Source organism: Cupriavidus sp. 05T42 (assembly GCF_056396345.1).
The window spans coordinates 54,637-68,433 of sequence record NZ_JBFTLH010000008.1 but is presented as its reverse complement, the minus strand read 5'-3'; the positions used below and the strand labels follow the sequence as shown (position 1 = coordinate 68,433).

Below are 13,797 nucleotides of genomic sequence, written 5' to 3'. Positions count from 1 at the left end.
CGCGCAGGGCCGCCGCACAATGGCCCGGCCGGCCTGGACCGGCTMCGGACACCCGTAACCATACAGGAGACTGCAATGGCCAAGAAAATTCTGATGCTGGTTGGCGACTTCGCCGAAGACTACGAAACGATGGTGCCCTTCCAGKCACTCCAGATGGTGGGCCACGTGGTCCACGCCGTCTGCCCGGACAAGAAGGCCGGCGACCACTGCGCCACGGCCATCCACGACTTCGAGGGCGACCAGACCTACACCGAGAAGCGCGGCCACAATTTCACGCTGAACGCGACGTTTGCCGATGTCGATCCGGCTGCGTATGACGCAATCGTCATTCCGGGCGGCCGCGCCCCCGAATACCTCCGCCTGAACGACCGCGTGCTGGAGATCGTGCGCCACTTCGCCACGGCGAACAAGCCGATCGCGGCGGTCTGCCACGGCGCCCAGTTGCTGGCCGCGGCCGGCGTGCTCGAAGGCCGCACCTGCTCCGCCTACCCGGCCTGTGCGCCGGAAGTCCGGCTGGCGGGCGGCAAGTACGCCGATATTCCGGTCGATCAGGCCCATACCGACGGCAACCTCGTCACCGCGCCCGCGTGGCCGGCCCACCCGGCATGGCTGGCCCAGTTCCTGACCGTGCTCGGGACCCGGATCACCCAGTAGTCATCCAGTCGACGTACAGTAGAGCCTTCCGAACGCGGCGCCAGCCCCCGGCGCCGCCGTCGCAGGAGGCATGCCGATGTGCGAGATCTTCGTCCGGGCCAATCCCGATTCCTACCAGACCCAGTCCCGCTCGCTGCGGCTGCACGGCGTGGCCACGAGCATCCGCCTGGAAAACCTGTTCTGGGAAGTGCTGGAGGAACTGGCGCAGCGCGACGCGATGACGGTCAACCAGTTGCTGACCCGGCTCCATGACGAACTGGCCGAGCATCGCGGCGAAGTGTCGCTGTCGGCCAATTTCGCGTCATTCCTGCGTGTGTGCTGCTTGCGTTACCTGATGCTGCAGGGCGAAGGGCGGATTCCAGCCGATAGCCACGTGCCGATCCGATCACTTGACGCCCACGCGGTGCTGGACGGCCTGCCGCCGTCCTGGGGCGGCGAAGGCTCCTCCCTCAATTCCTGAGCCGCTCTCTATATATAGAGGCGCTCAATCCCGCAGCAGCCGTTCCTCGGCGGACTCCAGTGCCTCCGGCGTGCCGCGCAGCACCACGATATCGCCCGGTTCCAGCACGGTCTCCGGCTGCGGATCGAAGGCGCGGATGCCGCGCCGGCGCACCGCCGTCACCTCCACCCCGATCCGCTCCAGCCCCAGCGCGCCCAGCCGGCGGCCCACGGCCGTGTGCTCGGCGCCGAGCGAGACCGAATGGAGCCGCACGGTGTCGCGCTCGATCATGTCCTCTTCGTCGTCCCGACCGTGGAAGTAGCCGCGCAGCAGGCTGTAGCGCGCGTCACGGGCCTGCTGCACGCCGCGCACCACGCGGCGCATCGGCACACCCAGCAACACCAGCGCGTGCGAGGCCAGCATCAGGCTGCCCTCGATGATCTCGGGCACCACCTCGGTGGCGCCGGCCTTCTGGAGCGTGTCCAGCTCGGAATCGTCCACGGTCCGCACGATCACGGGCAGCGCCGGCGCCAGCTCCTGCACGTGGTGCAGCACCCGCAGCGCCGACGGCGTGTTGGCATAGGTCACAATCAGCGCGGCGGCGCGGTGGATACCAGCGGCGATCAGCGCCTCGCGGCGGCCGGCATCGCCATAGACCACGGTGTCGCCGGCCCCGGCGGCCTCGCGCACGCGGTCCGGGTCGAGGTCGAGCGCCACGTAGTTGATGCCCTCGCGCTCGAGCATATGCGCCAGGTTCTGCCCGCTGCGGCCAAATCCGCAGATGATCGCGTGCTTCTCGGTCTGCAGGCTCTGGGCGGCGATGCGGGTCATGTTCAGCKACTGCATCAGCCATTCGTTGGCGGCAAAGCGCAGCACGATGGTGTCGCTGTACTGGATCAGGAACGGCGCCGCCAGCATCGACAGCAGCATCGAGGCCAGGATGACCTGGATCAGCACCGGATCCACCAGCCCGATACCATCGATCTGGTTCAGCAGCACGAAGCCGAACTMCCCCGCCTGCGCCAGCCCCAGCCCGGTACGGATGGCCACGCCCTGCCGGGAGCCGAACAGCCGCGCCAGCACCGTGATCAGCACCAGCTTGAACAGGATCGGCACGAACAGCAGGCCCAGCACCAGCCAGATGTGGTCGATCACCACATTGATGTTCAACAGCATGCCGATGGTGACGAAGAACAGCCCCAGCAGCACGTCGCGGAACGGCTTGATGTCCTCCTCCACCTGGTGCCGGTAAGGCGTTTCCGAGATCAGCATGCCGGCCATGAACGCGCCGAGCGCCATCGACAGGCCCAGCCGCTCGGTCAGCGCGGCCATGCCGAGCGTGACCAGCAGCAGGTTCAGCATGAACAGTTCCTGCGAGCGCCGCGCCGCCACCACGTGGAACCAGCGGCTCATCACGCGCTGGCCAAGGAAGAAGATCAGGCCGAGGGCCACCACGATCTTGACCGTGGCCACCCCCAGCGCCGCCGCCAGCTCGCCGGGGTCGCGCGAGAGCGCCGGGATGACGATCAGCAGCGGCACCACGGCCAGATCCTGGAACAGCAGCACGCTGATGATGTTGCGGCCGTGCTCCGCCTCCAGCTCCATGCGCTCGGAAAGCATCTTGGAGACGATGGCCGTCGAGGACATGGCCAGCGCCCCGCCCAGCGCCACCGAGGCCTGCCAGGTCAGCCCGATCCAGGCCGAGAGCGCCCATCCGGCCGCTACCACGAGCAGCATCGTCAGCACCACCTGGGAGCCGCCCAGCCCGAATACGAGCCGTTTCATCGAGCGGAGCTTGCCCAGGTTGAACTCGAGCCCGATCGAGAACATCAGGAAGACCACGCCGAATTCGGCCAGGTACTTGGTCTGGGCGGAATCGTTGGCCAGCGCGAGCGCGTGGGGACCGATCAGGATGCCCACCGCCAGGTAGCCCAGCATGGGTGGCAGTTGCAGCATGCGGAAGGCCACCACGCCAAGGACGGCGGCGGCCAGCAGCACGAGGGTCAGTTCCAGCGGAGAATGCATTCGGCGGGCTTCGGGGAAGACTTGGGGCTTGACCTGGAACGAGCCGGCCGGGCACGCGCGCCGTCCCGGCATCGGTGCCTCGCCGGGGAAACACGGCAAGCGGCGGTCGCCCGGACCCCATGGCAGAAAAGCCGGGCCGGTCGCCATCGCATTCGTTGGTATACTTCGTCGCCATGATAGCCAATTTCGATGCGGAACGAGCACTTAAGCTCGCCCGCCATACCCTCCAGATCGAAGCCGACGCCGTTTCCGCGCTGGCTGACCGACTGACGCCCGCGTTTACCAAGGCGGTCCAGATGATCCTGGGCTGCACCGGACGCGTGGTCGTGTCCGGCATCGGCAAGTCCGGCCATATCGGCCGCAAAGTGGCGGCCACGCTGGCTTCCACGGGTACGCCGTCGTTCTTCGTGCACCCGGCCGAGGCCAGCCACGGCGACCTGGGCATGATCACCCGCGACGACGTGCTGATTGCGTTCTCCAATTCCGGCGAGACGGCCGAGCTGCTGTCGATCGTCCCGATCGTCAAGCGCATCGGCGCCGGGCTGATCTCGGTCACCGGGAACCCGGAATCGAACCTCGCCAAGCTGTCCGATGCCCATCTGGACGGCGCCGTGGCCCAGGAGGCCTGCCCGCTGAACCTGGCCCCGACGGCCAGCACCACGGCGGCGCTGGCGCTGGGCGACGCCCTGGCCGTGGCCGTGCTGGATGCGCGCGGCTTTGGCGAGGAAGACTTCGCCCGTTCGCACCCGGGCGGCGCGCTGGGCCGCAAGCTGCTGACCCACGTGCGCGACGTCATGCGCACCGGCAACGGCGTGCCCGAGGTGCGTGAAAACACCCCGCTGGCCCAGGCGCTGATGGAAATCACCCGCAAGGGCCTGGCCATGACGGCCGTGGTGGACCCGGACGGCCACGCCATCGGCGTGTTCACCGACGGCGACCTGCGCCGCCTGCTGGAAACCCCGCGCGACTGGCGCACCGTGCCCATCGGCGAGGTCATGCACCGTAACCCCCACGTGGTGAACCAGGACCAGCTGGCCGTGGAAGCGGTGCAGATCATGGAAGCGAACCGCATCAACCAGCTGCTGGTGGTCGATGGCGACGGCAAGCTCGTGGGCGCGCTCCACATCCATGACCTGACCCGCGCCAAGGTCATCTGAGCGGGGCCGGCGATGCGCGACTTCTTCGGCAGGATCTCCGGTCTGGTCATGCGGCTGCTGCCGCTGCTGCTAATGGCGATGGTCGCCGGCAGCACGTTCTGGCTGGTGCAGATCAACTCGCCCCATGAGGACGAGGCCGCCCAGAACCGCGCCAAGCGCCATGAGGCGGACTACTACATGGACCGCTTCTCGGCCACGGAACTGGACACGACCGGCGCCACCAAGATGCGCTTCACCGGCGTGAAGATGATCCATTTCGAGGACGACCAGACCTACGAGGTGACCACGCCGGCCATGCGCGCCTACCAGCCGGACCGCCCCCCGGTCACGGTCAACGCGGACCGGGGCGTGATGAACTCGGAGGGCTCGGTCATCGACCTGTACGGCAATGCCTTCCTGGTGCGGCAACCCGGCGTGGATCCGTCGAAGGACCCGCGCATGACCGCTGCATCGCAATATTTCCAGTTGCTGGTCAATGACGACATCGTCAAGACCGATAAAGCGGTACAACTCACGCGCGGCCCGTCGGTGATGACGGCCAACGGACTGGTCTTCAACAATGTCACGCGCGAAGTACAATTGCTCGGCAACGTACGCGGCACCATCGTCATGAATCCGCCGTCGGGGCAGGCCCGGACCACGCAGTAAGCACAACAACAAGCACGCCAGGCGCCGGCAACGGATCGCCCGTCATTCTCTCAGCTGACCAACATGACCCCATCCCTGACGACGTTGTCCTGTCGCCGCATCGTGCCCGCCCTGGCGGTGGCAATCGCCGCGCTCGGCGCGACCCTGGCCCAGCCGGCCCTGGCGGAGCGTGCCGACAAGGACAAGCCGCTGGTGCTGGAGGCCAACAACGCCAGCTATGACGACGTGAAGCAGATCTATACGCTGACCGGCAACGTCGTGCTGACCAAGGGCACGATGGTGCTGAAGTCGGACGCCGCGCAGATCCGCACCGACCCCGAGGGCTACCAGTACGCGGTGGCCACGGCCAATCCGGGACGCCAGGCGTATATCCGCCAGAAGCGCGACGGCGTGGACGAATACATCGATGGCTGGGGCGACCGCATCGAGTACGACGGCAAGCAGGAAATGTCGAAGCTGATCGGTCATGCCCGCGCGGCGCGCATCGCCGGCGCGAAGACCGTCGACGAGATCCGCGGCGCCGTGATCACCTACGACAGCCGCAACGAGTACTACACGGCTGCCGGCGGCGACAACAACACCTCCACCGGCAACCCGTCCGGCCGCGTGCGCGCCGTGCTCTCGCCGCGCGCGGACCCGGCCAGCGGCGCCGCCGCGCCGCCACCGCCGCTGGAACTKAAGCCGGCGCCCGCGCCCGGCAAGCCCTGAACCCCGGACGCGCCCGCCGCGTCACGCATGCATTGACCTGATGAACGACTCCGCCACGCTCGCCCCAAACGCCTCCGCAGCCCCGTCGGCCGCCCGTACCGACAGCAGCACGCTGGTCGTGCGCCACCTGAAGAAGCGCTACGGTTCGCGCACCGTGGTCAAGGACGTCTCGCTGGACGTGAAGAGCGGCGAGGTGGTCGGCCTGCTCGGTCCGAACGGCGCCGGCAAGACCACGTCGTTCTACATGATCGTGGGCCTGGTGGCACTGGATGAGGGCGACATCGTGCTGGACGACCAGCACATCAGCGGCCTGCCGATCCACGAGCGCGCCCGCATGGGCCTGTCCTACCTGCCGCAGGAGGCCTCGGTCTTCCGCAAGCTCAACGTCGAGGAAAACATCCGCGCCGTGCTCGAGTTGCAATTGGAGAAGGGCAAGCCGCTGCCGAAGGCCGAGATCGAACGCCGCCTGGATTCGCTGCTGGATGACCTGCAGATCGCCCATCTGCGCAACAACCCGGCGCTGTCGCTCTCCGGCGGCGAGCGCCGCCGCGTGGAAATTGCCCGGGCGCTGGCCTCCGCGCCGCGCTTCATCCTGCTGGACGAGCCGTTCGCCGGCGTGGACCCCATCGCCGTGGGCGAAATCCAGCGCATCGTGAGCTTCCTGAAGGCGCGCAACATCGGCGTGCTGATCACCGACCACAACGTGCGCGAGACGCTCGGCATCTGCGACCACGCCTACATCATCAGCGAAGGCACGGTGCTGGCCGCCGGCCAGCCTGAGGAAATCATCGCCAACGAGTCCGTGCGACGCGTGTACCTGGGCGAAAATTTCCGCATGTGACCCATCGGCCGCCGCGTGCGGCCGCGCTTCTCCCGGCCTCCACGGCGACAGCCGGGGTCGATCAGGAAGTCAGAGCGATAGGCGATAGCAATTTCCGTTCCATAGTCGGAAGGATGCGCATAGAATAGGTCGCATGAAACCGTCGCTTCAGCTTCGTCTCTCGCAACATCTGGCATTGACCCCGCAGCTGCAACAGTCGATTCGATTGTTGCAGCTCTCGACGCTTGAACTCCAGCAGGAAGTGGAACAGGCGCTGACCGAAAATCCCCTGCTCGAACGCGAAAACGACTGGATCGAAAGCCCGTTGCGGGTAGCCGCCGATGGCTCGGTCAACCTCCAGAGCGCCCCCGCGCCGGCCTCCTCCGAGCCTCAGCCCAACGGCGACGCGCGCACCGATGGCGCGTCCGGCGGTGAGGACGACAACTACAACGACAACGGCAGCGAGGACTACGGCAGCGACTGGAGCCTCGACGACTTCGCCCGCCGCCCCCAGGGCGACGAGGACGAAAAGTCGCCGATGCAACTGCGCGATGCCGAACCCACGCTGCGCGAGCACCTGATGGGGCAGTTGGCCCCGCTGAAGATCTCGGTGCGCGACAAGGGCCTGGCCATCTTCCTGATCGAATCGCTCGACGATGACGGCTACCTGAGCGCCTCGCTCGAGGAAATCTGCACCGAACTGCCCGAGGAACTCGAATTCGAGATCGACGAAGTCCACGCGATCCTGACCCTGCTGCAGAGCTTCGACCCGCCCGGCGTGGGCGCGCGCAATGCCGCGGAGTGCCTCAGCCTGCAATTGCGTCGCCTGAAGCACTCGCATCGTGAGCTGGCGCTGACCATCGTCAATCATCATCTGGAACTGCTGGCCGTGCGCGACTACACGCGGCTAAAGAAAGCGCTCCAGGTGGACGAAATAGCACTGAAGGCGGCACACGAACTGATTCGCTCGCTGGCGCCGTATCCGGGGCACGCGTTCAACCGTCCCGAGGCCGACTTCGTGGTGCCCGACGTGTTCGTGCGCAAGAGCGGCAGCGGGTGGATCGCGGCGCTCAATCCGGATGTCATGCCACGGCTGCGCATCAACGACATGTATGCGCAGATCCTGCGCGGCGCGAAGGGCGAAACGGGGACGGCAGGCCTGCAGCAGAAGCTTCAGGAGGCGCGGTGGCTTATCAAGAACATCCAGCAACGATTCGATACGATCCTGCGTGTTTCGCAGGCAATTGTGGAACGTCAAAAGAACTTTTTCACGCATGGCGAAATCGCGATGCGCCCCTTGGTTTTGCGGGAAATAGCCGATACACTCGGTTTACATGAGTCGACCATTTCCCGGGTCACCACGAATAAGTACATGGCCACGCCCATGGGTACTTTCGAGTTGAAGTACTTCTTTGGGAGCCACGTCTCTACGGAGACTGGCGGCGCGGCCTCCTCCACGGCAATCCGCGCGCTGATCAAGCAACTGATAGGAGCCGAAGACCCCAGGAATCCTCTTTCCGACAGCCGGATCGCCGAACTGCTGGGTGAGCAAGGCTTCGTGGTCGCACGCCGCACGGTGGCGAAATACCGCGAAGCGCTCAAGATCCCCGCAGTCAATCTCCGCAAGACTTTGTAGCCGAGCCGCAACCGCCTGCCTGGTGCGGCTCTTTCAGAAGGAGAAGCGCTATGAACTTCAAGATCAGTGGACACCACCTCGACATCACGCCCCCGCTGCGTGAGTATGTGGAAACGAAACTGGAGCGAATTGTCAGGCATTTCGATCAGGTCATCGGCGTGAGCGTGCTGCTATCGGTGGACAACCACAAGGAGAAGGACCGGCGCCAGTACGCGGAAATCAATCTGCATCTGAAGGGGAAGGACATCTTCGTCGAAGCGCATCATGAAGATCTGTATGCGGCGATCGACTGTCTGGTCGACAAGCTCGACCGCCAGGTCATCCGCTACAAGGACCGCGTACAGGGCCACGATCGCGAGGCGGTGAAGTACCAGATGGCCGCCCAGCAACTGACGCAGCAGTAGACACCTGCAGGCAACCGAAAACAGAGCGGTTGCCGACCCTGCAGAGGACTGAAAAGAAGAGCTCAAGCCGCGCAATCAGCGCGGCTTTTTTGATGGGCGCGCGCCATGGCGGTGACGGTGCGGGCACCTGGAATGTTTCGTTACCTTATTGCCACGCCGGAGGGCGACCCGGGGCCCCCGGGAGCGGTCAAAATGGGAACAAGTGTTCGCAAGCCGCCCGCCTCGGTGTATGCTCCGCCATACAAATAACGACAGGACGGCCCCGGGACACCCCGGGTGGGCAAGCCGGCCGGCACGTCGTGGCACCGCCGCGACCCCGGCGCTGCATCGCAAAATCGCGGTGGAGCCCTGCTCTATAATGGCCGGACGCTCCAATGCGGGCGTCCCAGACAAGATCTCGGTACCCAAGTTTCGCCCCGAATCCGGCGGGACGGCCTTCGCGCCCCGGCCCGCTAACCTGACTTCTCGCGCATCGCCCATGAATCGTTTGGCCAAATTGCTGCCACCCGGCAACATCCATCTCGACGTCACCGTCACCAGCAAGAAGCGGGTGTTCGAGCAAGCCGGGCTCCTGTTCGAGAACAACCATGGCGTGGCGCGTGCTACCGTGACCGATAACCTGTTCGCGCGCGAATCGCTGGGTTCCACGGGTCTGGGTGCCGGCGTGGCCATTCCGCATGGCCGCATCAAGGGTCTCAAGCAGCCGCTGGCCGGCTTCATGCGCCTGGCCGAGCCCATTCCGTTCGAATCGCCGGACGGCAAGCCGGTGTCGCTGTTGATCTTCCTGCTCGTGCCGGAACAGGCCACGCAACAACATCTGGAAATCCTGTCGGAAATCGCCCAACTGCTCTCGGACCGCGAGATGCGCGAGGGCCTCGCCACACTGCCCACGTCGGAAGCGGTGCATGATCTGCTGACGCAGTGGCACCCCTGACTCCCGCCCCAACGGCCGCCTGAAACGGCCTGTCCGCCCCCGAAAGTCATACGCGCATGGAACTCACCGGCGTCACCTCGCAGTCGATCTTCGACGACAACGCAGCCGATATCAAGCTCTCGTGGGTCGCTGGCCTGGAAGGGGCCGACCGGGCCTTCGACGTGGAATTCGCCCGCGAAGCCACCTCGGCGGCGGACCTCGTCGGCCACTTGAACCTGATCCACCCGAACCGGATCCAGGTGCTCGGCAAGCCGGAAATCCTCTACTACCAGCGCCTCGACGACGAGCCGCGCAAGCGCCAGATGGGCGAGCTGATCCTGCTCGAGCCGCCGTTCCTCGTCGTGGCGGATGGCATGGAGCCGCCGCCAGACCTGGAGCTGCGCTGCACGCGCTCGTCCACGCCGCTGTTCACCACGCCGGTGTCGTCGGCGGCTGTGATCGACCATCTGCGGCTCTACCTGTCGCGCATCTCCGCCCCGCGCGTGACGATGCACGGCGTGTTCCTCGACATCCTCGGCATGGGCGTGCTGATCATGGGCGAGTCCGGCCTGGGCAAGAGCGAACTGGGCCTGGAACTGATCTCGCGCGGCCACGGTCTCGTGGCCGACGATGCGGTGGATTTCGTGCGACTCGGACCCGACTTCATCGAGGGCCGCTGCCCGCCGCTGCTGCAGAACCTGCTGGAAGTGCGCGGCCTGGGCCTGCTCGACATCAAGACGATCTTCGGCGAGACGGCCGTGCGCCGGAAGATGAAGCTCAAGCTCGTGGTGCAGCTCGTGCGCCGCAACGACGGCGAGTTCGAGCGCCTGCCGCTTGACTCGCAATACCTCGATGTCCTGGGCCTGCCAATCCACATGGTGAAGATCCAGGTGGCAGCCGGCCGCAACCTGGCCGTGCTGKTCGAGGCTGCGGTGCGCAATACGATACTGCGCCTGCGCGGCATCGACACCTTGCGCGACTTCATGGACCGTCAGCGCGCCGCCATGCAGGCGGACGTGGTCTCGCGCGGCCAGGGCCGCCTGCTCTGATGCGGTGGCGCGTCAACGCGCCACGGCTCTCCATCGTTTGTGCTGTAATGGGCATCGAGCCAATGGATCGGACCCATTCGTAGTGTTTCCACAGCCAAGGAGAGAAGCATGAAGAAGCTGATCGCGATGTGTTTGCTGGTGACCCCGCTGCTGGCCACGGGCGCGTTTGCCCAGAGTGCCTCGGCCCCCGCCGCCTCTGGCGCCAAGGCGCCCAACGCCCAACAGGACAAGATGAAGGCCTGCAACGCCCAGGCCACCGGCAAGAAGGGCGACGAGCGCAACAAGTTCATGAGCGACTGCCTCTCCAACAAGCCCGCCGCCGCCGCCGAACCCAAGACCCAGCAGGACAAGATGACCGCCTGCAGCAAGCAGGGCAAGGGCAAGAAGGGCGACGACTACAAGAAGTTCATGAGCGATTGCCTGTCCAAGCCGGCGGCCTGATCGTCACTTTTTGTGCGCCGGGTGTCATGACGCAGCCATCACCCGGTGCTATCCTTGCAGGGCTATGCGGATCCTCCTCATCACCGGAATCTCCGGCTCCGGCAAGTCTGTCGCCCTCAATGTCCTGGAAGATGCAGGCTACTACTGCGTCGACAACCTCCCGGCACAATTCCTGCCCGAGCTGACCAGCTACCTGGCCGAGCAGGGCTATACCCACCTGGGCGTGGCCACCGACATTCGCAGCCGCGAGTCGCTGGCGCGGCTGCCGGACACCGTGCGCCAACTGGCCGCCGCCGGCCATCAGGTGCAGGTGCTGTTCCTGACCGCCAACACCGACGCGCTGGTGCAGCGCTACTCCGAAACACGCCGCCGCCACCCGTTGTCCGGGCGCGTGGCCGAGGTACCCGCCCTGCCGGGCAGCGCCAATGCCGATGCGGCACCGCACGATACCTCGCTGATCGAAGCCATCGAGATGGAGCGCGAGCTGCTGAGCCCGCTGGCCGAATCGGCGCACCGTATCGACACCAGCAACGTCCGCACCAACACGCTGCGCAGCTGGATCAAAGAGTTGATCCGGGGCGAGGACAGCCAGCAGCTCACGCTGCTGTTCGAATCGTTCGGCTTCAAGCATGGCGTGCCGAGTGACGCGGACATGGTCTTCGACGTGCGCTCGCTACCCAACCCCTACTACGACCTCGCGCTGCGCCCCCTCACGGGCCGCGACGTGCCGGTGATCGACTTCCTGCAAAGCCAGCCGATGGTGCTGGCGATGGCCGAGGACATCCGCGCCTACGTGGAGAAGTGGCTACCGAGTTTCATTGCCGATAACCGCAGCTACCTGACCGTGGCGATCGGCTGCACGGGCGGCCAGCACCGCTCGGTGTTTATCGCGGAAAGACTTGCCAACTACTTCCGGGCACATGGTAATGTGCTGGTCAGGCACCGCGAGCTTGCCCCGGCAGGCTGACGCGCCAACGTCCCTCCCTGGCAGTGGAACCGGAACCGGCATCGCATGTCGTCACATCCACCAGACACTGGTCATTCGACGCATCCCGCGCCTGATCTGGACGCGCTGCCCCTGTTTCCGCTCCACACGGTACTGTTTCCCGATGGCCGCCTGCCGCTGCGCGTATTCGAGGCGCGCTATGTGGACATGGTGCGCAACTGCATGCGCGACCACACGCCGTTCGGCGTCTGCCTGATCGCGAGTGGCAACGAGGTGGCGCAGCAGGACCAGCCCACCGTGCCCGAAGACGTGGGCTGCCTGGCCGATATCGTCGACTGCAATATGGAGCAACTGGGCGTGCTGCTGATCGAGGCGCGCGGCCGGCAACGCTTCCAGGTCCTTTCCCACAGCACGCGTGATGACGGCCTGATCGTGGCCCGGGTGGAGTTGCTGCCGCCCGACGAGATCGACTGCAAGCTCGAATTGCTCGGCGAATGCCTGTCGGCGCTGCGGCGCATCGTCAGCGCCATCCATGCAGAGCAGGCCGACAAGTCGCGCCTGCCCTTCAACGAGCCGTATCACTGGGACGACCCGAGCTGGGTCGCCAACCGGCTCTGCGAATTGCTGCCCGTGCCGCTCAAGGCCAAGCAAATGCTGATGGCGCTACCCKATGCCGGCATGCGCATCGAGATCGTCCACCGCTACATGCGTCAGCATCACATCGTCTGACGCCTCTCGCCGTTTCCTGAATTTTCCCTAGAACAAGCCGCCGCGCGCCTGATCTTCGAGCAGCCGCCGCACCGGTGCGGGCGTGCCGAGCGCATCGAGATCGTCGAGCGACAGCCAGCGCCGGCTGACGCCATCGTCCGCGCCGCCGCGCAGCGCCAGCGCGCCCAGGTCCACCCGCACCGCGCGGATCAACAGGCGGAAGTGCGTGAACACGTGCGTCAGCTCCCCGGCCAGCGTCGCAGAGGTCGGCTCGCCGAATTGCCGGGCGACCTCGCGCGCGGCGTCCTCGGCTGCGTCTGCATCGAAGGGCACCGTGTCGACGGGCATCTCGGGCAGGCTCCACAGGCCGCCCCAGATACCGCTGTCGGGTCGTAGATTGACGAGAACGTCGCGGCCGTGGCGGATGATCAGCATGACGGTGCTGCGCTCGGGAATCGCGGCACGCGGCTTGGGCGTCGGCAGCGTGCCGGTCAGGTTCTCGCGGCGCGCCACGCATTCGGCGGCCAGCGGGCAGGCCGCCGCATCGGCCAGACAAACCGGCTTGCCGCGCGAGCAGATCGTCGCGCCCAGGTCCATCAACCCCTGCGTGTAGGCCACCATGTCTTCGGCCTGATGCGGGCCGGCGGGCGGCAAGGCGCGCTCGGCCAGCGCCCACATCCGCATCTCGATGGCCCGCTCGCCCGGATAGCCGTGGATGCCGAACACGCGCGCGAACACGCGCTTCACGTTGCCGTCGAGGATGGGCGAGCGCACGCCGGCGCTGAACGCGGCGATGGCAGCCGCCGTCGAGCGGCCGATGCCGGGCAGCGTGACCAGCACGGCCGGATCGGTCGGGAACTCGCCGCCGTGGTCGTCCATGACCGTCTTCGCGCAGCGGTGCAGGTTGCGCGCGCGCGAGTAGTAGCCCAGGCCGGCCCAGAGCGCCATGACGGCGTCGGCCGGCGCGGCGGCCAGCGCGGCCACGGTGGGCAGCGCGGTCACGAAGCGCTGGAAGTACTCGATCACCGCCGCCACCTGGGTCTGCTGGAGCATGATCTCGGACAGCCAGATCCGGTACGGGTCGCGCGTGTTCTGCCACGGCAGGTCGTGCCKGCCATGCGTGCGCTGCCACGTCACCACGCGGGCGCCGAAGTCGTCGKGCACGGCAATGTCGGGGCTGGCTGGGAGGGTGGGGGCGGCGGCTGACTTGCGGGGCATTGCGGGGCGGTGGGGAAAAGAAAAGCGCCGC

General features: G+C 66.3%; 15 protein-coding genes. 13 read left to right on the top strand and 2 right to left on the bottom strand.

Features of this window, described 5'->3' with window-relative positions; genetic code table 11:
• Nucleotides 1–75: 75 nt before the first annotated feature.
• Together AC1EJR_RS12875 and AC1EJR_RS12870 are read left to right on the top strand one after the other, a co-directional pair.
• Nucleotides 76–654: a DJ-1/PfpI family protein gene (locus tag AC1EJR_RS12875; protein ID WP_477147160.1), complete on the top strand. Its 579-nt coding sequence runs from the start codon at nt 76–78 to the stop codon at nt 652–654.
• A 76-nt stretch (nt 655–730) separates the two neighbouring features.
• The gene (locus AC1EJR_RS12870) at nt 731–1,114 is read left to right on the top strand and encodes a ribbon-helix-helix domain-containing protein (protein ID WP_092291706.1); all 384 of its coding nucleotides are present in this window, start codon (nt 731–733) and stop codon (nt 1,112–1,114) included.
• 24 nt (nt 1,115–1,138) lie between these two features.
• Here AC1EJR_RS12870 and AC1EJR_RS12865 read toward each other — a convergent pair whose 3' ends face one another.
• On the bottom strand, nt 1,139–3,118 hold the full coding sequence (locus AC1EJR_RS12865; protein ID WP_477147159.1) for a monovalent cation:proton antiporter family protein: 1,980 nt from the start codon (nt 3,116–3,118) through the stop codon (nt 1,139–1,141).
• Between the two features lie 173 nt (nt 3,119–3,291).
• Here AC1EJR_RS12865 and AC1EJR_RS12860 point away from each other — a divergent pair, with 173 nt between their 5' ends.
• From AC1EJR_RS12860 to AC1EJR_RS12810, 11 genes are all read left to right on the top strand, one after another.
• Nucleotides 3,292–4,275, top strand: a complete 984-nt coding sequence (locus tag AC1EJR_RS12860; protein WP_092292131.1) for a KpsF/GutQ family sugar-phosphate isomerase — start codon at nt 3,292–3,294, stop codon at nt 4,273–4,275.
• Nucleotides 4,276–4,287: 12 nt separating this feature from the next.
• Nucleotides 4,288–4,923 carry an LPS export ABC transporter periplasmic protein LptC gene (gene lptC, locus AC1EJR_RS12855; RefSeq protein WP_092291702.1) on the top strand — a complete coding sequence of 212 codons (636 nt, stop codon included), beginning with the start codon at nt 4,288–4,290 and terminating at the stop codon, nt 4,921–4,923.
• Nucleotides 4,924–4,986: 63 nt separating this feature from the next.
• Nucleotides 4,987–5,631 carry a lipopolysaccharide transport periplasmic protein LptA gene (lptA, locus tag AC1EJR_RS12850; protein WP_441593631.1) on the top strand — a complete coding sequence of 215 codons (645 nt, stop codon included), beginning with the start codon at nt 4,987–4,989 and terminating at the stop codon, nt 5,629–5,631.
• Between the two features lie 40 nt (nt 5,632–5,671).
• Nucleotides 5,672–6,472, top strand: a complete 801-nt coding sequence (gene lptB / locus AC1EJR_RS12845; RefSeq protein ID WP_092291698.1) for an LPS export ABC transporter ATP-binding protein — start codon at nt 5,672–5,674, stop codon at nt 6,470–6,472.
• 133 nt (nt 6,473–6,605) lie between these two features.
• Nucleotides 6,606–8,087, top strand: a complete 1,482-nt coding sequence (locus AC1EJR_RS12840) for an RNA polymerase factor sigma-54 (RefSeq protein WP_092291696.1) — start codon at nt 6,606–6,608, stop codon at nt 8,085–8,087.
• A 50-nt stretch (nt 8,088–8,137) separates the two neighbouring features.
• Nucleotides 8,138–8,491: a ribosome hibernation-promoting factor, HPF/YfiA family gene (gene hpf, locus AC1EJR_RS12835; RefSeq protein ID WP_092291692.1), complete on the top strand. Its 354-nt coding sequence runs from the start codon at nt 8,138–8,140 to the stop codon at nt 8,489–8,491.
• A 478-nt stretch (nt 8,492–8,969) separates the two neighbouring features.
• Nucleotides 8,970–9,425, top strand: a complete 456-nt coding sequence (locus AC1EJR_RS12830) for a PTS sugar transporter subunit IIA (RefSeq protein WP_092291690.1) — start codon at nt 8,970–8,972, stop codon at nt 9,423–9,425.
• Between the two features lie 56 nt (nt 9,426–9,481).
• Nucleotides 9,482–10,453, top strand: a complete 972-nt coding sequence (gene hprK / locus AC1EJR_RS12825) for an HPr(Ser) kinase/phosphatase (protein WP_477147158.1) — start codon at nt 9,482–9,484, stop codon at nt 10,451–10,453.
• Nucleotides 10,454–10,561: 108 nt separating this feature from the next.
• Nucleotides 10,562–10,894, top strand: coding sequence for a PsiF family protein (locus AC1EJR_RS12820; RefSeq protein WP_092291688.1), 333 nt, complete (start codon nt 10,562–10,564; stop codon nt 10,892–10,894).
• Between the two features lie 64 nt (nt 10,895–10,958).
• The gene (gene rapZ / locus AC1EJR_RS12815) at nt 10,959–11,861 is read left to right on the top strand and encodes an RNase adapter RapZ (protein ID WP_441593632.1); all 903 of its coding nucleotides are present in this window, start codon (nt 10,959–10,961) and stop codon (nt 11,859–11,861) included.
• 45 nt (nt 11,862–11,906) lie between these two features.
• Nucleotides 11,907–12,569 carry an LON peptidase substrate-binding domain-containing protein gene (locus AC1EJR_RS12810; protein WP_477147157.1) on the top strand — a complete coding sequence of 221 codons (663 nt, stop codon included), beginning with the start codon at nt 11,907–11,909 and terminating at the stop codon, nt 12,567–12,569.
• 27 nt (nt 12,570–12,596) lie between these two features.
• Here the strand turns inward: AC1EJR_RS12810 and mutY are convergent, their stop codons facing one another.
• On the bottom strand, nt 12,597–13,766 hold the full coding sequence (gene mutY, locus AC1EJR_RS12805) for an A/G-specific adenine glycosylase (RefSeq protein ID WP_477147156.1): 1,170 nt from the start codon (nt 13,764–13,766) through the stop codon (nt 12,597–12,599).
• Nucleotides 13,767–13,797 lie beyond the last annotated feature (31 nt).